The organism is Legionella sp. PC997, from assembly GCF_014109825.1.
Taxonomy (GTDB): domain Bacteria; phylum Pseudomonadota; class Gammaproteobacteria; order Legionellales; family Legionellaceae; genus Legionella.
This window is the reverse complement of sequence record NZ_CP059576.1, coordinates 95,984-115,796: the sequence shown is the minus strand read 5'-3', so window position 1 is coordinate 115,796 and position 19,813 is coordinate 95,984. Positions and strand designations below refer to the sequence as shown.

The window sequence follows — 19,813 nt, the reverse complement described above, 5'->3', positions numbered from 1 at the left end:
GCATCTAATTCTTTAATATTGGGACAATGCACAAAAAAGTGTATAATTCCTCTTTTTGTTATACAAATATTGATCAGTCATGAATCTTGAAAAATTATATGATGTTATTGTAGTAGGTGGCGGACATGCAGGCACAGAAGCTGCTTTAGCGGCAGCCCGGATGGGAGCGCAAACGTTATTACTTACTCATAACATGGATTTGCTCGGTCAAATGTCATGTAATCCTGCTATAGGTGGGATAGGAAAAGGCCATTTGGTGAAAGAAATTGATGCCTTGGATGGAGCTATGGCAAAAGCTGCAGATAAAGCTGGCATTCAATTTCGCACGCTTAACGCCTCCAAAGGTCCCGCAGTCCGCGCTACACGTGCGCAAACAGACCGTGTTCTCTATCGCCAGGCCATCAGAGAGCAATTGCAAACACAACCCAATCTGACCCTCTTTCAACAGGCTGTGGACGATTTATTGATTGAAGGAGAGCGCGTAACTGCTGTAGTAACTCAAATGGGCCTGGTCTTGCGAGCACGCGCAATAGTACTGACGGTGGGTACATTTTTGGGCGGAAAAATTCATGTAGGTATGAATCAATATGCGGGAGGTCGTGCAGGAGATCCACCTTCAGTAGCCCTAGCCAAAAGCTTACGTGATCTTGATTTGCCCGTTGGCCGTTTAAAGACAGGTACCCCTCCACGAATCGATCGTCGCTCCTTAGATTACAGTCAAATGACGGTACAACCAGGCGATACACCGACCCCTGTTTTCTCCTATTTAGGTCATGTGAGCGATCATCCGCTACAAGTCCCGTGTCATATTACCCACACAACTGAAGCAACACATGAAATTATTCGTAATAATTTGCACCAATCACCTATGTATGCTGGGGTTATTGAAGGCGTAGGACCGCGTTATTGTCCCTCTATAGAGGATAAAATTGTTCGTTTTGCTGATAAATTATCTCACCAAATCTTTGTTGAACCCGAGGGATTAACCACTGAAGAAATCTATCCGAATGGTATTTCTACAAGTCTTCCTTTTGAAGTACAAGTGCAGTTTGTTCGTACGATCAAAGGTTTTGAAAATGCTCATATTACCCGGCCAGGCTATGCTATAGAATACGATTACTTTGATCCTCGTGGATTAACTTCATTTTTGCAAACCAAACCCATTCCCAACTTATTTTTTGCAGGACAAATCAATGGGACCACCGGCTATGAAGAGGCGGCTGCCCAAGGAATCATCGCAGGAATGAATGCAGCGCTGCAAGTACAAGATAAAGAACTTTGGTGCCCACGGCGTGATGAAGCTTATATTGGTGTATTAATCGATGATCTAATTACGTGCGGCACTCAAGAACCTTATAGAATGTTCACTTCGCGTGCTGAATATCGGCTGCTTTTACGTGAAGATAATGCAGATTTACGCTTAACTGCTAAAGGCCGCGAATTAGGCGTAGTGGGTGATGAACGTTGGCAACATTTTACTAGCAAAAGTGAAGCAATAGCGTCCACGCAATCGTTGCTGCACCAAACGTGGGTTCGTGTAGGGCATAATGAGATTTTAAAAGATGTGTTACTCAATCCGATGCAACATGATAATAGAGCCTCAGAATTCTTGAAACGTCCAGAGATTAATTATCAGCATTTACTCATGCTCGAGGATTTAAATTTACCCGAACTGCTACCCGAAGTTAGCGAACAAATAGAAATTCAAAACAAATATGCAGGCTATATCGATAGGCAACAACAAGATATTGAAAAAATGCGTAAACAGGAAAACACGGTCCTTCCCGAATCTCTGGATTATAGCAAGGTCACAGGATTATCTAATGAAGTAATTCAGAAGTTAACCAAGATAAGACCCGCTACTTTAGCCCAAGCTGGCCGGATTTCAGGTGTAACTCCTGCCGCCTTGTCCCTACTTTTGGTGCATTTGAAAAAACAGCGAATTGAGGTATGAAGGAACAAATAGAGCAAATACAATCGCAACTTAAAGAAGGTTTGCAACAATTTGAGCTGGATGCACTTAGTGCTTCTTTGGCGGATTACTTATTCTTACTTAACAAGTGGAATTTAGCTTATAATCTCACTGCAATCCGTGACCTTGAGTCTATGGTGAGTAAGCATATATTAGATAGCCTGGCTATTTTGCCTTGGCTTAGAGGCAAACAAATTATAGATGTAGGAACAGGAGCCGGTTTACCGGGTATCCCTCTTGCTTTAGCTCGGCCTGATTTTAACTTTGTTTTATTAGACTCAAATGGTAAAAAAACTCGATTCTTGAATGAAGTTAAGCGACAACTCAACTTAAAAAATGTTGAAATTGTACAATTTAGAGTTGAAAACTACCACCCAACTCAAGGTTTTGATACAGTAGTAAGTCGCGCTTTTAGTAGTCTGGTACAAATGATTCAGTGGACGCAACACCTTATTGCCGATGATGGAATTTGGTTGGCAATGAAAGGACGTGATCCTGATACAGAATTAAATGAGATAAAGCAGCACTGCTCGATAGAACATTATAAGGTTTCAGGTATTGAAGGCGAGCGTTGTTGCGTCATTATTGAAAATCAACCAAGAAAAAGTAGTTAACAACAGCTGTTTAATTGTTCTGACTTGAGCGAAATCATCGTTTAGCCAAGCAGGTGGACGTTAATCAGATCCTGGATGTTTACTGCTTATTCGAGTTTAATCAAGGAATAAATCATGGCAAAAGTTATAGCCATTGCCAATCAAAAAGGTGGAGTAGGCAAAACTACTACAGCGATTAATTTAGCTGCTTCTTTAGCAGCGAATCGACAACAGGTTTTACTAATTGACTTGGATCCTCAAGGCAATGCCACTATGGGTAGCGGCGTCGATAAAAGCCAATTGGTTCATACAACTAATGATGTATTACTCCATGATTGTCTTGCAGAACAAGCATGCCTTGCCACAACCAGTGGTTATGATTTACTTCCAGGCAATGATGATTTAACGGTGGCTGAAGTAAGTCTAATGGAGCGCAATCATCGTGAAACATTTTTATTCAAAGCACTCCAGCCTATTCAAAACAATTATGATTTTATCCTGATTGATTGCCCACCCGCTTTGAATACGCTAACTATAAATGCTTTTGTTGCTGCGGATTCTGTGCTTATTCCTATGCAATGCGAATATTACGCACTAGAAGGGTTAGCTGCTCTGCTGTCGACTATTGAACAGGTCAAAGCCTCAGTAAATCCTCGTTTACATCTTGAGGGTCTGTTACGAACCATGTACGATGCTCGTAACCGATTGTGTTCTGAGGTATCAAAACAACTAATAGAACACTTTCCAAGTAAGGTCTACAGAACCGTAATACCGCGTAATGTTAGACTTGCTGAAGCACCAAGCCACGGATTGCCAGCTTTACATTATGATAAAACATCACCAGGTGCAGCAGCCTACATGGTACTCGCTTCCGAGTTGATTAATAAACAGACTGTAGCAGGATGAATGGGGTAATTTATGACAGCAAAACGTAGTAGTTTAGGGCGTAACTTATCCGCGTTATTAAGCCAATCAAGTAGCACTCTTTTAAATGAGAAACCGCCAGCTGAAAGTCTCAAGCTCGCAGTAGACTGCCTGCAGCCGGGTAAATATCAACCCCGTGGCGAGATGGAAGAAGCTCCACTCATGGAACTAGCCCAATCAATTAAAAAACAAGGCTTACTCCAACCTCTTCTGGTTCGCGAACTAAGCGATGGGCGTTATGAAATTATTGCCGGTGAGCGTCGTTGGCGTGCCAGCCAATTAGCAGGCTTGACTGAAGTTCCAGTTATTTTGAAGCAGGTTGATGATGAAACAGCGATGGCTATGGCCTTAGTGGAAAATTTACAGCGTGAAGATCTGAATGCGATGGATCAAGCTCGTGCCATGCATAGGCTTACTCACGAGTTTTCCTTGACGCATCAACAAGTGGCTGATCTTTTATGTAAATCCAGAGCTGCTGTAAGCAATTTTTTGCGATTATTGGCTTTGTCAGCAGGAGTCAAAAAGCTTTTAGAGCATGGCGATATTGATATGGGACATGCACGCGCCTTACTCATGTTAGAAGAAGAACAACAAAACCAGGTGGCTCAGCTTATTATTGCCAAAAACTTATCTGTACGTGAAACTGAGAAATTGGTCGAACGAATCAAATTAGGTAAAACCAAAGATCAACAGCTTTATAGTGATCTTTCACACGTTTACCACGAGCAATTAAAAAATCTTTCTCAACATTTACAGACTGCAATTAAACTAAAACCCGGAAAAGCGGGAAAAGGTTCATTAGTTATTCACTATGAAAATGAACACAGTTTGCAACAGATTATCGATCAATTAATCGGTGCCCCTCAATAATTTTTAATTCATTGCGACTTTATCCCGGATGGGGCGAACATCAAATCCGGGAAACTCAACGCCATTGGATTTCTTTTTAGAAAGAAAATTGCCGCTGTGATCGTTTTGAAACTCTACCTGAACTTTTGATAGATGCTACAATTTTATACTACAATTAGATTATAAGCTGGTTATATTGCTTGGAGAACGCAATGTTAATTCAGCCCGTTCAACCTGTTCATGTTCTAATGAAGATTGGCGAAATTGAATACATAAGCCAACTGCTAAGTTTATCTGAAAAAAAACTGGAATTAAGATGCGAGGAATATATTGAAAAGGAGATTGAAGTTTCCTTTTTTGCCAAACATTTTCGCGGCCAGGCAATTATCCAAGAAATTCAATTCGCTCACTCGTTTTTTACCTATAAGCTAACCATACAAGAGATCCAATTTCAGCCCGGTTTGTTGATTAATACACGTTTATGAAATCACTACTGAATCATCCTTGCTGGAAGCAGCGAACTGGAATTGATTTAACCATGAAGAAGCCCGGGTTACACTGATGCACCCGGGCTACAACTATAAGGATCGATTTTTATAGCCAGTAAACAAAAACAAATAAGAACAACCAGACCACGTCTACAAAGTGCCAATACCAAGCCACTCCCTCAAAAGCAAAATGCCGTTCTGGAGTAAAATGACCTAATTTACAACGAACAGTGATCACAATTAGCATAATTGTACCCAAAGTCACGTGTATCCCGTGGAATCCGGTTAACATAAAAAATGTCGTTCCGTAAATCCCCGAAGATAGGGTTAAATTCATTTCTGTGTATGCTTCATGATACTCATAACCTTGTAAAGCTAAGAATAATATACCTAACGAAATGGTTAAAATCATCCCGATAATGAGCTGTCTTTGCTTTCCTAATTTTAAAGCCCAATGAGCCCAGGTGATAGTGACCCCAGAGGTCAATAAAATAAGCGTGTTCACTGCTGCTAATCCCCACGCTCCCATTCCTTCATGAGCACCAGCAAAAACCTGGTTGTTTGGGTTAAATAAGATAGGCCAGTTGGCACTGAAATTAGGCCATAATGTAAAGTGGGTAATGGGGTGAAATTCACCTCCTAATATAGGGACAGACCACCACCTGCTATAGAACAGGGCTCCAAAAAATGCACCGAAGAAACAAACTTCAGAAAAAATAAACCAGCACATTCCCCAACGAAATGATCTATCAACTTGTTCGTCATAGACTCCTTTCGAATTTTCATAAATCACTTGGCCAAACCAGCCAAATAACATAAAAATCATGATTCCTACACCAATAGTAAATATGTAGGGTCCATACCAATCATTATGAAGCCAAGATGCAGCGCCCACAAGCGTAGTAGTTAACCCACATGATGCCACCAAAGGCCAATGGCTTGGCTTAGGGATATAATAAGTACCATGTGCTCCCATTATATTTTTATCTCCTGTCATGAATAGGGCCTATTTAGAATTCGCTATCCTAAGTCCCAGGACTTTGTTTCTGAAGCATAAAGCAAGAAACCAAGTTCTATGACCAAGCTAGTAGAATTGAAACAGGCATTAATCTGTTTTTGACACGCTCCTTGCCATTGAAGCATGTAACCTACTAAAAATTACCAACTTGCATGACTAGCTTATGATTACTGCTTAGATGCTTATAATCAGAGCTGCCAGGTTATGTTAACCTTTATCTGTTACATCAAATAAAGTATAAGACAAAGTAACTGTGTGCACCTTTTCAGGTAAATCAGCATCCAAATGAAATAATAAAGGCATATTCATTGCCTCGTGTCCATTTAGTGTTTGCCGAGTAAAGCAAAAGCATTCAGTTTTTTTCAGATACTTTGCAGCAATCCCAGGTGTAACACTAGGTATTGCCTGTACGGTCATCGGATGATCCGTTTTATTTTCAGCATAAAATGCAAGTTTGGCTATTTCCCCGGGATGTACCGTTATTTTTCGAGTTTTGGGATAAAAAGCCCATGGTACCCCACTGTTGTTTGTCGCAACAAACTCTACAATAATTTCCCTTTTTTTATCGATTTTCGCTTTATTTACATCGTAAGCTACCGCTTCGGGGTTTGTTTTTCCATTAATACCTAGTGACTTACATAAGCTATTATAAATAGGCACTAAGGCAAATCCGAAAGCAAACATCCCCAGTACAAGACCCGATAAGATGATAATTAGCCTGTGATGCCCTTTTTGATTTTTCATACAACAAACCTATAAATCGAGTTTAGGTGGAGTCGTAAACGTATGATATGGGGGTGGTGAAGGTAACGTCCACTCCAAACCATATGCTCCTTCCCAAGATCTTCCAGCTGCGATATCTTTTTTAGTACCCTTTTTCCTTACTGTGGCAATCACATTAAATAAAAATAAAAGCTGAGTAAAACCAAAAATAAAAGCACCTATAGAAGAGATCATATTAAAATTAGTAAATTGCAATGCATAATCTGGGATTCTTCTAGGCATTCCCGCCAGACCTAAAAAATGCATCGGGAAAAATGCTACATTTACTGAAATAACAGATAACCAAAAATGCCATTTGCCCAGTACCTCGTTATACATATGCCCAGTCCACTTCGGCAACCAATAATAGGTTGCAGAAAAAAGGGCGAAAATTACACCTGGGACCAGAACATAATGGAAATGAGCTACTACAAAATAACTATCTTGGTACTGAAAATCTGCAGGCACCAATGCCAACATAAGCCCTGTAAATCCACCTATGGTAAATAAAAATACAAATGCCAACGCAAATAACATGGGCGTTTCAAAGGTCATAGAACCTCGAAACATAGTGCTAACCCAGTTAAATACTTTAATACCGGTTGGAACAGCAATGAGCATTGTCGTATACATAAAAAATAACTCTGCACCCAACGGGATACCTGAAGTAAACATATGGTGTGCCCATACAATAAATGACAATATTGCAATGCTGACGGTCGCGTATACCATAAAGTAATAGCCGAATAATGGCTTACGACTAAACGTAGGTATAACTTCGGAAATCACGCCAAAAGCGGGTAATACAAGAACATACACCTCTGGATGTCCGAAGAACCAGAATACGTGTTGAAACAGTATGGGATCTCCACCACCTGAAGCTTCAAAGAAGCTGGTGCCGAAATGACGATCTGCCAACATCATGGTGACTGCTCCAGCCAATACAGGCATAATCGCGATTAGCAAAAAGGCAGTAATTAGCCAAGTCCATACGAACATTGGCATTTTCATCAATGTCATACCTGGGGCACGTAAATTTAAAATCGTGGCGATAATGTTAATCGAACCCATAATGGAGGAAATACCCATCATATGGATCGCGAAAATCATAAAATCTGTACTAGGAGGGGCATATTTGGTAGATAAAGGAGCATACATCGTCCAACCAAAGTTAGGGCCACCTCCTGCATGAAATGTGGTTGAAAGTAATAATGTAAACGCAAAGGGCAAAAGCCAAAAACTCCAGTTATTTAATCGGGGCAAAGCCATATCTGGAGCGCCGATCATCATAGGAATTTGCCAGTTAGCCATTCCGGTAAATGCAGGCATTACCACCCCAAATAGCATGATTAACCCATGTAATGTCGTCATTTGGTTAAAGAAATTCGGATCAACAAAGCGATGACCTGGTTGAAACAGCTCTGCACGAATCACTAGCGCCATGCCACCAGCCAGGAAGAAACTGATCATTGCGAGCCACAAATAAAGTGTGCCGATATCTTTATGGTTGGTAGTAAACAACCAGCGTTTTATAAAGCCTAAAATGCCTTTACCCTGTTCTGGACCATGATCATCATGTTTTTCATCGTGCGCTAATGTATAACTACTCATTGCAAACCTCCAGCTTGAACTTTATTAACCATGGTTGGTTGTTGATTAGCTTTCTGACGTTGTGCAGCAACTTCTGCGGCTTGAACGACATCATTTGTATTGTTACCCCAGGCATTACGTTCATAAGTCGCAATCGCAGCTATTTCTTCATCGGTAAGTTGATCTTTATAAGGCTGCATTGCAGAACCAGCAATACCATTAAGTATTATATCCAGGTGCCGGGAAACAGGATGGCCTGTTGCGACCGAACTACCCCTAAGCGCAGGATATAGCGGTGGGATACCTTTACCATTGGGTTGATGACAGGGAGAGCAAAATTGGTCGTATTTTTGCCTTCCAAATGCAAGTAATTCATCTCGGCTCATCGTTTTCTGGGCGGGTGGATTCGCTTCTTGATTCGCATACTGATCTTCTTTTTGTGTTTGCGCTGCGACCCATTTATCAAAATCGTCCTGACTGACGGCCTCAACTACTATAGGCATAAAGCCATGATTTACCCCACAAAGTTCCGCACATTGACCTCGGTATATTCCGGGCTTTTCAATAGTTGCCCATGCTTCATACATAAATCCTGGTATTGCATCGCGTTTAATACCTAACTCTGGAACCCACCAAGAGTGAACAACATCATTTGAAGTCACTAAAAAGCGGATTTTTTTATTAACCGGTACCACCATTGGCTTATCTACTTCGAGTAAATACCACTCATTCTTTTTCTGTTTATTTTGAATTTGTTCAAATGGTGTAGAAAGAGTACTGAAAAAGCTAATTCCCTGATCAAGATATTCGTACTGCCAGCGCCACTGATAACCTACGATTTTTATGGTTACTTCAGATTGATTTGTATCATCCATTCGGATTAAAACCCGCGTAGCAGGTACTGCAAGTCCAACAAGAATCAAGAACGGGATGATCGACCAGACAATTTCTAATCGAGGATTATCATGAAATTTCGCGGCCTTATATCCTTTAGATTTTCTATGATGGATCATTGAATAGATCATTACACCAAAGACAACGATTCCAATAATGGCACAAACAGCCATACATACCATATGCAGGTAATATACGTCTTTGCTGATAGGCGTGACCCCTTTGTGCATATTTAACTGCCAAAAATCCGCAGCAGCGAATAGTGGTCGGCTCGCAACCCAGGCACCTAGCATCGTTAATAATCTACAGATCTTTAACCTGTTTAACATCCCCATTCCTCGTCTTGTCAAGAAAGCCAGTATGAACTGGCTCCAATTTAGTTTTATATTTTTAATTTGGTCTTCCCCATTCGCAGGGGTTCTTGTTCAGCAATACGACACTACCACAATGAGTAATTTCCTTCAGTTTTAGATTTACTGACCATGTATTTAACTGCCTCGATTACCTCATTCGTGGTGCATTGATCACAGCCTCCGTTTTTTGGATGATCTTTCCCATGAACTGTGTTTTCAATCAATACATCCATATTTTTTGCAATCAATGATTTCCATGTTTCTTGATCACCAATTTTAGGCGCACCTTGTTTTCCATCATTATGACAGGCTGCGCAATGCTCGTTATAAACGGTTTCCCCACTTGGAGGAAATTGTGCTGCGCCACCTGACTTGAGGTTTATCAATTGGGTACGAGTTAATGACTCATTTAATATGTAATCAACAGCAGAAATGATGTCGTTATCAGAGCAGGTCACGCAGGCACCTTTTATAGGCATCGAATTATATCCATCTATGGCATGACGATATAAACCCGTTAACCCACTATTCTTTAAACGCTCGTACCAGCTTGCTGAACTACCAAGCAAAGGAGCACTCATGGCACCGTCTTGATGACAAATGACACACGCCGTGAAATAAACTTGCTTTCCGCGATCCAGCGAGGGGGGCTCATTGGAAGCAGGTAAGCCTAAAGGTTCTTCACTTGCTACGGTCTTAAGGTATGTCGCTACAGCCATTCTATCGGCATCAGTTAAATACATCATACTGTTATGATTTACTTCTGCCATAGGACCTACCACAGGGCCTGCATTATTGAGAAGCTTATTTAATTTGAATACATCTGCGACTTCCTGATGGGTTCCTGACTCCAATCCATATTTGGTGATGTTTGGTGCCCAATATCCATCAATAAATCCACCCGTTAAATAATACTTATTTTTTGGCGCCCCAAATACATTTAATGGGGTATGACACATACTGCAATGTCCTAGACCATCAACTATATATTTCCCACGATTCCACTCAGTGGATCTACCTTTCTCATATTGAAATCCATGTCCTTCAGGGAAAAAGAATAATAAATTCCAGCCCCAAAGTGTAAAGCGCGAACCTGGAACATTAAAGGGGAAGGGCAATGATTTGTTAGGTAAGTTTACCGGAGGCAGACTCATAAAATAAGCGTATAGAGCTCGGGCGTCATCATCTGTTATTTTAGAAAAATAAATATAGGGAAATACTGGGAAATAGTTTCTACCTTTAGGATCACGACCTTCTTTAAGAGCACGAATAAAATCTTTTTCAGTCCAGTTACCAATACCCGTTTCTTTATCTGGAGTAATATTAGGGCTATAAAATGTCCCGAAAGGAGTATCTATTGGTAATCCACCAGCATATGCAGGTGTGCGTGCATTAACATTGGTATGGCAGGAAATACAATCCCCCATCTTGGCCAAATACTCTCCCCGCTGAATTAAATTCTGTTGTTCACCACTGGCTGGAGCTGTCGGTGGATAAGCAGGATAATACCCATTAATAATTGATAATTTCTCTTGAGCAGGTTCATTTTCTGCATGTAATAATTGACCTGCCAGGCCAAGCACCGCCACAGTTGCCGTGACGATTAGCTTTCTTAGTAACAAAGAGCCCACGCTCCCTCCTATTTGTTCTTATTTTGTACGCTTCTCTTGCGGAGACAGAATAATCGACGCATTTTATACTCCACATTGCCTAAGTTGCAATGTTATAATCGCTATCTTTGATTATTTTTATATCGTGATTATGTTTGTTTATCTTAATGGTTTACTTTTAGGCTTATCTTTGATTATTGCCTTAGGACCGCAAAACATTTTTTTAATCAAACAAGGTGCACAAAAAAATCACGCAATGCTCTCTGCTGTTATTTGTTTTATCTGTGATTTTATTTTAATTTGCTCCAGTATAACAGGCTTGCATGAATTGCTCCTACTTCGTCCTGTTCTGCAAATCTGGATGATGTTGTTAGGTACTGCTTTTTTACTATTTTATTCCGCAAAAGCACTATCTCGTGCGTTTTCAAAACCAACTGATGCTGAAGAAAATACATCTCATCAACCCCGTAACAGAACTCAAATCATCCTCCTGGCCCTGGGATTTAGCTTACTTAATCCCCATGCCATTATTGATTCTCTGGTGATTATTGGTGGTGGCAGCAGCGGATATCCCAAGCAAGAACATATTTTTCTACTGGGGGTACTTACCTCAAGCTTGATTTGGTTTAGCTCATTAACTTTCACCGCACGATATTTTTCTGATGTCTTGTCAAAAACTAACGTATGGAAAGGAATCGAATTACTCAGTGGTTTATTAATGGCTTTTATAGGCATTAAACTTGGGACGGATTGTTTAAGTTTAATTTCAGAATTAATCGGTACATCGATGTGATAGAAAGGGCCAATCAGTGTGTCGCCAATTGACCCAGTGGAATGACACATAGCAAGTCCAACCTCGCAATGCGAATATCTCATAACCATTTATCCATGTCAACCGAGGAATAAACAACAAAAGCCTTTCCCATTGTTGTTAAAACCCACTTCAGTTAAACTCAATCTTTTACACAAATTGGGCAGTACATGTTTTACGGCGATACCATTCAAGACACAAGACAAATGTTTTTTTCCAGTTGGGAAAAATACCAACATAAAAAACTATTGTCTCCTTTAGAAAATGAGATTGTTCAAGTAATATTGGCCCATCCTGAATATCATAAGCTCCTCGAAAACCAAGAGAAATTCCAGCTACAATCTTATTTTCCCGAGGCAGGAGAACCTAATCCATTTCTGCACATGGGACTTCATCTTGCAATTCGAGAACAAATCGCAACCGATCGTCCTGCGGGCATTCATTTAATCTATAAAAATTTGATCAACAAATACAATGACTCATTAGTAGTAGAACATTTAATGATGGAGCAGTTGGCCGAATACCTGTGGCTCTCACAAAAAAATAATATTCCTCCTGATGAGCATCAGTATCTGCAAACATTAGCTACCCTTTGAAGTATTTTTCAGTGAAAAGGGTATTAAGGCCACTCAGGCAATGAACTTTATCCTGCATCCGATGTATAACTGATATAAAACGTGTGTACTCTATGTTTGAGTTGTCAAATTAAAACCAAAGAGTACACTGCCAATTTTCTATGTTTATTTTATGACTAATATCGTTTTGTTTGATATGGATGACACCCACAAAAAGATAGCCGCGGCAAGTTTTACTTCCTGGGCACGCTAGTTTGGAGGAGAAGCACGTCCGAAAACAGCAAAACTTAAGATAGCATTATTAAGTCGTTACACGAAGGTACTTTCGACATCAACCATATTCCTCAGACAGCCAAAAATGGAGAACTAGCTGCTATTGTAAACTCTATTAATATTGAAATTGTCAAGCCTGCAAAATCATTATCTGCAAACGTGAGCCAATTCTAAAATTGCATTTTGCACTGCATTTTTAAACCAAGTCCTACCCCTCTCCCGTGAATGGAAGAGGGCGATTTTTTAACAATCCTCTTCACCTAAGGAAAAATTAATTTTTATGACTAGCTCTTCATTCTCACGGGGCGAGAATGTCGTTTGACTTCAGTGGATGTGCTTCTTGAACAATCCAGAAAGCAACCTAAATAATACAAGCCATAATTAAAGTGGATTGCTCTCCAAAGTAGATGACAACTAAGGAGAGCCTAATAAACAAAAGGAGTTCAATTACACCGGAACGATGTAGTAGGCGCTATACTATTCAGTTTTTCCTGTAAAAGACTTAGATTTTTAGGTACAACGATAAATTGGTAGTTATCATTTAGGAAGTGCATTGGAGCGAGGTATTGAGCATTATTGCGGTGCTCCACCGTAAATCTATTTTCCGGCCTCATATCAAACTCAATGCAATTAGTCGTTTCTAAGAGTTCCAGCACTTCAATTGTTCGTGAATTAACTCGAGATCGAGAGTAAAAATTGGGGGTGCGAATGTGCGGAAAAGGTCTCGTGTAACTTCCTGCACCGCTGACAATTTCTAAATCCTGAATGAATCTATCGTTTGGAAAATGAGCTTTAATTAAGGCAACTGCTTTTTCGAGTTCTACTCCATCCAAATGCACATTTTTTTTATTGGTAAAATATTGCTCCAGATTAGTTTTATTAATTGCTTTTATAATAATAGCTATTTGATTAGAATCTTCAGAGGACTTCACCTCATAAATTAAACTATTTTCAAACTGGGCGAACCCTGAAAGCTTTAATTGAGCATTTTTTCCTCTGACATCTTCTTTATCGAGATAAACTCTAAGATCAATTGGAAATTCAGAACTACTGGATTGGAAATACAGTAAAAACCCATCATTAGGCGTCAAATCACAAAATTGATTCAGCATGTCTTTAATTGCATGAAAGTCGGTTTGTTGTTGAGCGGCAATAAGATCCATGATAGAAAAATTATCACCCGAAGTAGTTCTACTATATTGAATTACCTCACTATTTTGTTCATGCGGAGAGGAGGCAGGGTGAATTTCCAAATCCTGAATAGGACATATCGTTTGACGCTCACCCATGATTATAATATATTTAAAACGGAAATCATGTAATCCATTCCTAATAACAACAGAATTGACTTCCTGAGGATTCATATCTTCTGTAAGTTGAAAGTTCATAACCGTATGAAGAAATTCAGGATAAACAACGTCAGTGATAATAAATGTAGATTGCTTGGCCTCTTCATCAATTTTTTCTTCAAATTTAATAAGATTGTATTTATTTTGTAATAAGGTTAAACGTCTTCTTAGTTCTATTGTTTTAGGATCCGCGGTTATTAAAGAACCTGTAGTCCGCAAATCCGTTAAGGCCCCATCCTCTCCAGAACGGCTCATTGATTCGCCTATATTAAACCCACCTTCAGTTAATCCCATTAATTGGTTGATTTTAATTTTTACATCGGTAATTGCCGAAGAACCGTCCATATTTATCATGGAAATGAGTTCAAGAATTGATTTCATAAATTTTTACTCTCGCCTTTGATTAGAAAAAGATTAAAAGAAATAACTTTCGCGCAATACTATTTAACTTTGACTGAAAAGTGAATGTCTGAACAGAAAATACTCGGAGTATTTTAAATTTGGATCCCGGAATGCTTTTAGTAGGTATTTTATGAAAAAATAATATCCTTTATAAAAATCTTAAGTAATGTTAACTAAGCGAAGACATTAGGACTGTGTATCTCGACTAAAATCAGTTAATATGGAGTATTAAATAACAAATCCGTGTTCTGTATGACTGATCAAGAAAAGAAAACCCATTTTGGTTACTCTACTGTTGCCTGGGATGAGAAAGAAAAGAAAGTAGCCGAAGTTTTTCATTCCGTAGCAAAAAAATATGATTTGATGAATGATTTAATGTCTTTAGGTATTCATCACCTGTGGAAACGTTACACGGTAGGCCATAGCCAAGTGCGTGCCGGACAACTTGTGTTAGATTTAGCCGGAGGCAGTGGCGACTTAACACGGTTATTATGTAAGAAGGTTGGTGATAAAGGTCGAATTGTTCTCACTGATATAAATTCAGCCATGCTTAATGTAGGACGTGATCGCTTATTAGATGAAGGTTTATATAAGAATATTGATTACGTACAAGGTAATGCGCAATGTCTGCCCTTTGCTGATAACAGTTTTCATTGTATTACTATGGCGTTTGGTTTAAGAAACGTAACCGATAAGGAAGAAGCGCTTCGTTCGATGTATCGTGTGTGCAAACCCGGTGGGAAAGTGATGATTCTTGAATTCTCCACCCCCACATTTCCTGGTTTAAAACCTATTTATGACTGGTATTCGTTTAATATTTTACCTAAAATAGGGGGGCTTATTGCGCAAGATAAAACCAGTTACCAATACCTTGCTGAATCCATACGCATGCATCCCAATCAAATCAAACTAAAAGAAATGATTGAGGATGCAGGATTCGAAGACTGTCACTATGATAATCTCAGTGGTGGTATCGTTGCCTTGCACATTGCCTATAAATATTGAGTGCATTATGTTAAAAAAATACTCCCTAAAGGCTCTTCAAATAGCCATTAACAAAGCGGCCAAACTGGATGAGCAAATGCCAGCCAAGCTGAAAGCGCTTGATAATAAAACCCTTGAAATAATCATAAGCCCTTTAAACGTTAATTTTTTTATACATTTTAAGGATGGCGAAATTGTCTTACTTGATTGCTTCGATAGCAAAGCAGACACGGTTATTCACAGCAACCCTTTAGGATTGATCCGCTTGAGTTTATTACCCGCTTCCAAAGCCCGTTCTTTGTTTAATGATAAAATTCGCATGACTGGAGATACGGAATTAGGACAGCATGTAAAAAAATTGTTTGACGAAATGGATATCGATTGGGAAGGCCATCTGGCTCATTTTACTGGTGATGTAGTGGCTCATCAAATCGGTTCTTTTGTGCGTAAAGGGATGGCATTCAAAAAGAAAGTGGATGATTCCTTTCATCAAAATGTAACGGAATATCTGCAAGAAGAATTACGAGTCATGCCAACGAAATATGAACTGGAAGATTTTTTTGTTGAAGTAGACGAGTTATCTTTAAGTGTCGAGCGTTTGCAAGCTCATGTAAATCAACTAATAAGCCGCTATGAAATCCATTAAAAAACTCATCCGTCTTATTCATATTAACTATGTTCTAGCTAAAAATGGACTAGATAATGTAGTCGTGTCATTGAGATTGTTCGCACCCCTACGCTTTATTGTCTATTTAAATCCTTGGAATTTGTTTCGTAAAGAACAATTAACGCATGGAGAAGCACTTCGTAAATCCTTGGAAGTATTAGGGCCTATTTTTATTAAATTCGGTCAAGCGCTTTCGACTCGCCCTGATATTTTGCCCTTGGATATAGCGATTGAACTTAGCAAATTACAAGATAAAGTCCCTCCATTCCCTAGCGAACAAGCTATGGCCATTATTGAAAAAGCTTATGGCATGTCTCCCTATGAGGTTTTTGCTGAATTTGATTCCATACCCTTAGCATCGGCTTCTATGGCGCAAGTGCATGCAGCAACTTTGAAAACAGGTGAGGAAGTGATCGTCAAGGTGCTTAGGCCCAACATGCGACGCATTATTGAGCAAGACTTGAGTATTATGCATACTATTGCAAAATGGGCAGACCGTTATTGGCCAGAGATTAGGCGTTTAAAACCAAAAGAAATTGTAACAGAATTTGAACATACCTTGATCGATGAGCTCGACTTACTAAGAGAAGCAGCTAATGCAGCTCAATTAAGACGTAATTTTGAGCATTCTCCTATCCTCTATATTCCAGAAGTCTATTGGGATTATTCACGCTCTAATGTGATGGTGCTCGAACGAATACATGGCATCCCTGTATCCGATCTCGTAAGCTTGCAAGCACATGGAGTTGATATCAAGAAACTGGCGGAGCGAGGTGTAGAAATTTTCTTCACTCAAGTATTTCGTGATTGTTTTTTTCATGCAGACATGCATCCAGGAAATATTTTTGTTTCTTATAAAAATCCCAAAGACCCCCAATATATATGCATCGACTTTGGCATTATGGGGACATTAAATGACAATGACAAACGGTATTTAGCAGAAAATCTCTTGGCCTTTTTTAATCGGGATTACCGGCGTGTTGCGGAGTTACACGTTGAATCTGGTTGGGTTGCACGTGATACCCGTGTAGATGAATTTGAAAGCGGTATTCGTACGGTATGTGAACCTATCTTTGAAAAACCTTTAAAAGATATTTCCTTTGCACAAGTAGTATTGCGTCTTTTCCAGGTTGCTCGACGTTTTCATATGGAAGTACAACCGCAACTGATTTTATTACAAAAAACGCTACTTGCTGTAGAAGGCTTAGGACGTCAACTCTATCCAGACTTGGATTTATGGGCTACAGCCAAACCTTTTCTTGAAAAATGGGTTAGAGATCAAATAGGTCCTAAAGCTTTTTTCACCCAATTAAAACGAAATTTACCTTTTCTTGCGGAACAATTGCCCCATATGCCAAAACTGCTCTTTGATTTTCTAGAGCTTAAAAAAGAAGAATTAATAATAAATAAAGAGCGCGCTATTGCTCAGCCTGAAAATGAAAAACCAGCAGTCCATTGGAATAGTATTGCGATAGGCGCGGGACTTTCGTTCCTGTTAGTGTGCCTGCTTGACTATGCGCATCTTATCCATCACAAACAACTCACCCCGCTTGCCCTTTCAGGAGCAATTCTGGCAGGGTTGTTTGTACTTATTAACCCTAATACGAGGAATTAAACATGGGACTAAGTGGAATCAGCCCTCTTTCTTTATTGTTAATTTTAGTCATTATTCTAGCTCTTTTTGGTACTTCCAAATTAAAAACTATAGGAACCGATCTTGGCGAGGCCATTAAAAATTTCCGTAAGGCCTTGAATGAAAATCAAGCTGATGAGCACCCAAAAAAGGATAACAAACCTCTATGAGTAGTGGCGAACTTTTGGTTATTTTTATTGTTGCCCTCATTGTATTTGGCCCCAAAAAACTCCCTATGTTGGCAACCCATTTAGGATTATTGATAAAAGCATTGAACAGACTAAGAGCACAAGCTGCTGTGCTCTGGCAACAACAACTAAATGCCCTGCAATTGCAAGAAAATCAACGTAAGGCAAAAGAAGCAGACGAGCAATATAAAAAAGAGCAAGTGTCCTAAATTTTATCTTATTAAAACTTAGCCCCTTTACTCTGTTCAGGTTCATCTTTTGCGGGCAGTTTAAAACCATCTAAGTCAGGAAGGTCCTTCATCGCCTCTTTACTTGGGAGCAAAGAACCACTTTCATAGGCTTTAGGGCCCTCTTTAGTCGTTTGATAAAGCTTGCCATCACCATTAGAATAAGCAATCACTTTATTGGTTTCTGCATCGACCATAATAAAACTTTTTCCTTCTTTTGCCTGCTTTTGGAAGAACGACGCCATGTCCTCCTCTGATTTAAAAGTTAAAGACAATCCGCCATTCTCATCCTTCTTAGGAGGATGATCTTTAAACCATTTCGCCCCACAATGTTCCTTATAGGCAGCAAGGAAGGCTTCTACCTGTTCGCTTTGAATGCGAATACTCTTCTTTTTGCTCTCCTCATCTTCAACTGGTATTAAACTATCCGCTTGCGAGGTACTTTGCACTGTTTGATTCGGTGGACCTAATGGAATCTCTTCCTCATCTTTTGATTGACCCATAAATATTTCCTCTAAAAATGTAGGCTTTTTGAAAACTTATATTGTATAAGTATAATTCAACTTTTACGCTTCCACTTTATTTCCATAGAATTTGTTATTGGCTTCAACCTTAAAATTAAGTAATTTCATGATTAGGCCGAGCTACTCCTTACTTTATTGTTCAAAACTTGCAATATTTTTATTATTTAAATCCTGCCAAAGTTGTTCGGCTACCGGTCCTCTGGCTGGTTTTTGTAAACGAATCGCGCCTAAAGTAACTAACCGTTTATCGAAATGATTCCCTTGCAAGCTCTGTAACCTGCCATCAGCTAGCTCCTGGCTAATCATATGCAAGGGCAATCTTCCCCACCCCAGACCTGCAACAATTATATCTTTCTTCACCATTACATCGCTCACAGTCCATCGATGTCCATGTTCTATGACACCGAAGGAAAAATCAGATTGCGAGGAATCACGGAGGATCACTTGCATGCATTCAGAAAGCGTATCCAAATCGCCTAATTGGGTACCGTAATATTGGATAAATTCGGGGGATGCAACAGCGACTAGAAACTCAGACCGAAGCGGGATGACCTCGACAGCCTTTTTAGTAATTAAATTTTCGCTAATAATCAGGTCTGCCTGATTTCGCAATAATCGTTCACACGCCCCTCCAATTGATTCCGAGAGAAAATGAAATTGGGTATTAGGAAACGTATAAATCCAATGTTTTAACAGAGGTTTCAAAGTCGAAAGAGGAAAAAAAACATCGATGGCAATCGTGATATCACTTTCTGCTTCAGATTGTAGTAACTCTGCAAATTGACTAATATTTTTCCAGTGTCCAATTAAAGACTGGGCTCGACGATAGAGTTTTTCGCCTTCTATGGTGAGAACCGGTCGATAATGACTGCGATCAAACAATACCAAATTTAACTGATCTTCTAATTTTTTTATTGATGTAGTAACTGCAGGCTGGCTTTTAAATAAGATTCGAGCTGCCGCATTGAATCCACCGCACTCGACTACTACTACAAAAACACGTAAAGCATCAAAATCAATGTCCATAATTTTTTTCTATTAAGATTATCAAAACTTAATATTATCAACTTATAGAGATTTTATCTAATCTGTTTGCTCCACATACGGGAAACAACTTAGAGGGAAAC

At 39.5% G+C, this 19,813-nt stretch carries 20 protein-coding genes; 12 read left to right on the top strand and 8 right to left on the bottom strand.

Going from position 1 to position 19,813, the window contains the following annotated elements:
• Window positions 1–79 precede the first annotated feature (79 nt).
• The 5 genes from mnmG (at window position 80) to HBNCFIEN_RS00495 (ending at window position 4,823) form a co-directional block, all read left to right on the top strand.
• Window positions 80–1,954 (top strand): tRNA uridine-5-carboxymethylaminomethyl(34) synthesis enzyme MnmG, encoded by a 1,875-nt coding sequence (mnmG, locus tag HBNCFIEN_RS00515; RefSeq protein WP_182392218.1) that lies wholly within the window; start codon window positions 80–82, stop codon window positions 1,952–1,954.
• Complete coding sequence (gene rsmG / locus HBNCFIEN_RS00510; protein WP_182392217.1) at window positions 1,951–2,586, top strand: 16S rRNA (guanine(527)-N(7))-methyltransferase RsmG; 636 nt, start codon at window positions 1,951–1,953, stop codon at window positions 2,584–2,586. Before mnmG ends, rsmG begins: the two co-directional genes overlap by 4 nt.
• A 114-nt stretch (window positions 2,587–2,700) precedes the next feature.
• Window positions 2,701–3,471: a ParA family protein gene (locus tag HBNCFIEN_RS00505; protein WP_182392216.1), complete on the top strand. Its 771-nt coding sequence runs from the start codon at window positions 2,701–2,703 to the stop codon at window positions 3,469–3,471.
• Window positions 3,472–3,483: 12 nt separating this feature from the next.
• Window positions 3,484–4,359, top strand: coding sequence for a ParB/RepB/Spo0J family partition protein (locus HBNCFIEN_RS00500; RefSeq protein ID WP_182392215.1), 876 nt, complete (start codon window positions 3,484–3,486; stop codon window positions 4,357–4,359).
• A gap of 191 nt (window positions 4,360–4,550) precedes the next feature.
• Window positions 4,551–4,823 (top strand): hypothetical protein, encoded by a 273-nt coding sequence (locus HBNCFIEN_RS00495; RefSeq protein ID WP_182392214.1) that lies wholly within the window; start codon window positions 4,551–4,553, stop codon window positions 4,821–4,823.
• A gap of 109 nt (window positions 4,824–4,932) precedes the next feature.
• Here HBNCFIEN_RS00495 and HBNCFIEN_RS00490 read toward each other — a convergent pair whose 3' ends face one another.
• From HBNCFIEN_RS00490 to HBNCFIEN_RS00470, 5 genes are all read right to left on the bottom strand, one after another.
• A complete protein-coding gene (locus tag HBNCFIEN_RS00490; RefSeq protein WP_182393570.1) occupies window positions 4,933–5,802 on the bottom strand; it encodes a cytochrome c oxidase subunit 3 in 870 nt (289 codons plus the stop codon).
• 249 nt (window positions 5,803–6,051) lie between these two features.
• A complete protein-coding gene (locus HBNCFIEN_RS00485) occupies window positions 6,052–6,588 on the bottom strand; it encodes a cytochrome c oxidase assembly protein (protein WP_182392213.1) in 537 nt (178 codons plus the stop codon).
• A gap of 9 nt (window positions 6,589–6,597) precedes the next feature.
• On the bottom strand, window positions 6,598–8,217 hold the full coding sequence (gene ctaD, locus HBNCFIEN_RS00480) for a cytochrome c oxidase subunit I (protein ID WP_182392212.1): 1,620 nt from the start codon (window positions 8,215–8,217) through the stop codon (window positions 6,598–6,600).
• Window positions 8,214–9,419, bottom strand: a complete 1,206-nt coding sequence (gene coxB, locus HBNCFIEN_RS00475) for a cytochrome c oxidase subunit II (RefSeq protein ID WP_182392211.1) — start codon at window positions 9,417–9,419, stop codon at window positions 8,214–8,216. The genes ctaD and coxB overlap by 4 nt, the downstream gene beginning before the upstream one ends.
• A gap of 110 nt (window positions 9,420–9,529) precedes the next feature.
• On the bottom strand, window positions 9,530–11,074 hold the full coding sequence (locus HBNCFIEN_RS00470) for a c-type cytochrome (protein ID WP_182392210.1): 1,545 nt from the start codon (window positions 11,072–11,074) through the stop codon (window positions 9,530–9,532).
• A 130-nt stretch (window positions 11,075–11,204) separates the two neighbouring features.
• Here HBNCFIEN_RS00470 and HBNCFIEN_RS00465 point away from each other — a divergent pair, with 130 nt between their 5' ends.
• Together HBNCFIEN_RS00465 and HBNCFIEN_RS00460 are read left to right on the top strand one after the other, a co-directional pair.
• The gene (locus tag HBNCFIEN_RS00465; protein ID WP_182392209.1) at window positions 11,205–11,846 is read left to right on the top strand and encodes a LysE/ArgO family amino acid transporter; all 642 of its coding nucleotides are present in this window, start codon (window positions 11,205–11,207) and stop codon (window positions 11,844–11,846) included.
• Between the two features lie 188 nt (window positions 11,847–12,034).
• On the top strand, window positions 12,035–12,460 hold the full coding sequence (locus tag HBNCFIEN_RS00460; protein ID WP_182392208.1) for a DUF1841 family protein: 426 nt from the start codon (window positions 12,035–12,037) through the stop codon (window positions 12,458–12,460).
• Window positions 12,461–13,155: 695 nt separating this feature from the next.
• Here the strand turns inward: HBNCFIEN_RS00460 and HBNCFIEN_RS00455 are convergent.
• Complete coding sequence (locus HBNCFIEN_RS00455) at window positions 13,156–14,442, bottom strand: hypothetical protein (protein ID WP_182392207.1); 1,287 nt, start codon at window positions 14,440–14,442, stop codon at window positions 13,156–13,158.
• A 273-nt stretch (window positions 14,443–14,715) separates the two neighbouring features.
• Here HBNCFIEN_RS00455 and ubiE point away from each other — a divergent pair, with 273 nt between their 5' ends.
• Genes ubiE through HBNCFIEN_RS00430 form a run of 5 tightly spaced genes read left to right on the top strand, consistent with a single transcriptional unit; the run spans window position 14,716 to window position 18,144 of the window.
• Window positions 14,716–15,468 (top strand): bifunctional demethylmenaquinone methyltransferase/2-methoxy-6-polyprenyl-1,4-benzoquinol methylase UbiE, encoded by a 753-nt coding sequence (gene ubiE / locus HBNCFIEN_RS00450; protein ID WP_182392206.1) that lies wholly within the window; start codon window positions 14,716–14,718, stop codon window positions 15,466–15,468.
• Window positions 15,469–15,475: 7 nt separating this feature from the next.
• On the top strand, window positions 15,476–16,093 hold the full coding sequence (locus HBNCFIEN_RS00445; RefSeq protein WP_182392205.1) for an SCP2 domain-containing protein: 618 nt from the start codon (window positions 15,476–15,478) through the stop codon (window positions 16,091–16,093).
• Complete coding sequence (gene ubiB, locus HBNCFIEN_RS00440) at window positions 16,080–17,729, top strand: ubiquinone biosynthesis regulatory protein kinase UbiB (RefSeq protein ID WP_182392204.1); 1,650 nt, start codon at window positions 16,080–16,082, stop codon at window positions 17,727–17,729. Before HBNCFIEN_RS00445 ends, ubiB begins: the two co-directional genes overlap by 14 nt.
• Window positions 17,730–17,731: 2 nt before the next feature.
• Window positions 17,732–17,917, top strand: coding sequence for a twin-arginine translocase TatA/TatE family subunit (tatA, locus tag HBNCFIEN_RS00435; RefSeq protein ID WP_182392203.1), 186 nt, complete (start codon window positions 17,732–17,734; stop codon window positions 17,915–17,917).
• Window positions 17,914–18,144 (top strand): twin-arginine translocase TatA/TatE family subunit, encoded by a 231-nt coding sequence (locus tag HBNCFIEN_RS00430; RefSeq protein ID WP_182392202.1) that lies wholly within the window; start codon window positions 17,914–17,916, stop codon window positions 18,142–18,144. The genes tatA and HBNCFIEN_RS00430 overlap by 4 nt, the downstream gene beginning before the upstream one ends.
• A gap of 11 nt (window positions 18,145–18,155) precedes the next feature.
• On the opposite strand, the gene HBNCFIEN_RS00425 is transcribed toward HBNCFIEN_RS00430, so the two are convergent.
• Both HBNCFIEN_RS00425 and HBNCFIEN_RS00420 read right to left on the bottom strand, forming a co-directional pair.
• Window positions 18,156–18,665: a hypothetical protein gene (locus tag HBNCFIEN_RS00425; RefSeq protein WP_182392201.1), complete on the bottom strand. Its 510-nt coding sequence runs from the start codon at window positions 18,663–18,665 to the stop codon at window positions 18,156–18,158.
• Window positions 18,666–18,818: 153 nt separating this feature from the next.
• The gene (locus tag HBNCFIEN_RS00420) at window positions 18,819–19,712 is read right to left on the bottom strand and encodes a LysR family transcriptional regulator (protein WP_182392200.1); all 894 of its coding nucleotides are present in this window, start codon (window positions 19,710–19,712) and stop codon (window positions 18,819–18,821) included.
• Between the last annotated feature and the right edge of the window lie 101 nt (window positions 19,713–19,813).

What these genes read in the sequence shown, in the direction of transcription:
- HBNCFIEN_RS00430 (WP_182392202.1), top strand. Translation starts at nt 17,914, where the DNA reads ATGAGTAGTGGCGAACTTTTGGTTATTTTTATTGTTGCCCTCATTGTA.
- coxB (WP_182392211.1), bottom strand. Translation starts at nt 9,419, where the DNA reads ATGTTAAACAGGTTAAAGATCTGTAGATTATTAACGATGCTAGGTGCC.
- ctaD (WP_182392212.1), bottom strand. Translation starts at nt 8,217, where the DNA reads ATGAGTAGTTATACATTAGCGCACGATGAAAAACATGATGATCATGGT.
- HBNCFIEN_RS00425 (WP_182392201.1), bottom strand. Translation starts at nt 18,665, where the DNA reads ATGGGTCAATCAAAAGATGAGGAAGAGATTCCATTAGGTCCACCGAAT.
- HBNCFIEN_RS00420 (WP_182392200.1), bottom strand. Translation starts at nt 19,712, where the DNA reads ATGGACATTGATTTTGATGCTTTACGTGTTTTTGTAGTAGTAGTCGAG.
- rsmG (WP_182392217.1), top strand. Translation starts at nt 1,951, where the DNA reads ATGAAGGAACAAATAGAGCAAATACAATCGCAACTTAAAGAAGGTTTG.
- HBNCFIEN_RS00460 (WP_182392208.1), top strand. Translation starts at nt 12,035, where the DNA reads ATGTTTTACGGCGATACCATTCAAGACACAAGACAAATGTTTTTTTCC.
- HBNCFIEN_RS00505 (WP_182392216.1), top strand. Translation starts at nt 2,701, where the DNA reads ATGGCAAAAGTTATAGCCATTGCCAATCAAAAAGGTGGAGTAGGCAAA.
- HBNCFIEN_RS00445 (WP_182392205.1), top strand. Translation starts at nt 15,476, where the DNA reads ATGTTAAAAAAATACTCCCTAAAGGCTCTTCAAATAGCCATTAACAAA.
- HBNCFIEN_RS00495 (WP_182392214.1), top strand. Translation starts at nt 4,551, where the DNA reads ATGTTAATTCAGCCCGTTCAACCTGTTCATGTTCTAATGAAGATTGGC.
- HBNCFIEN_RS00500 (WP_182392215.1), top strand. Translation starts at nt 3,484, where the DNA reads ATGACAGCAAAACGTAGTAGTTTAGGGCGTAACTTATCCGCGTTATTA.
- ubiE (WP_182392206.1), top strand. Translation starts at nt 14,716, where the DNA reads ATGACTGATCAAGAAAAGAAAACCCATTTTGGTTACTCTACTGTTGCC.
- HBNCFIEN_RS00455 (WP_182392207.1), bottom strand. Translation starts at nt 14,442, where the DNA reads ATGAAATCAATTCTTGAACTCATTTCCATGATAAATATGGACGGTTCT.
- HBNCFIEN_RS00485 (WP_182392213.1), bottom strand. Translation starts at nt 6,588, where the DNA reads ATGAAAAATCAAAAAGGGCATCACAGGCTAATTATCATCTTATCGGGT.
- HBNCFIEN_RS00490 (WP_182393570.1), bottom strand. Translation starts at nt 5,802, where the DNA reads ATGGGAGCACATGGTACTTATTATATCCCTAAGCCAAGCCATTGGCCT.
- mnmG (WP_182392218.1), top strand. Translation starts at nt 80, where the DNA reads ATGAATCTTGAAAAATTATATGATGTTATTGTAGTAGGTGGCGGACAT.
- tatA (WP_182392203.1), top strand. Translation starts at nt 17,732, where the DNA reads ATGGGACTAAGTGGAATCAGCCCTCTTTCTTTATTGTTAATTTTAGTC.
- ubiB (WP_182392204.1), top strand. Translation starts at nt 16,080, where the DNA reads ATGAAATCCATTAAAAAACTCATCCGTCTTATTCATATTAACTATGTT.
- HBNCFIEN_RS00465 (WP_182392209.1), top strand. Translation starts at nt 11,205, where the DNA reads ATGTTTGTTTATCTTAATGGTTTACTTTTAGGCTTATCTTTGATTATT.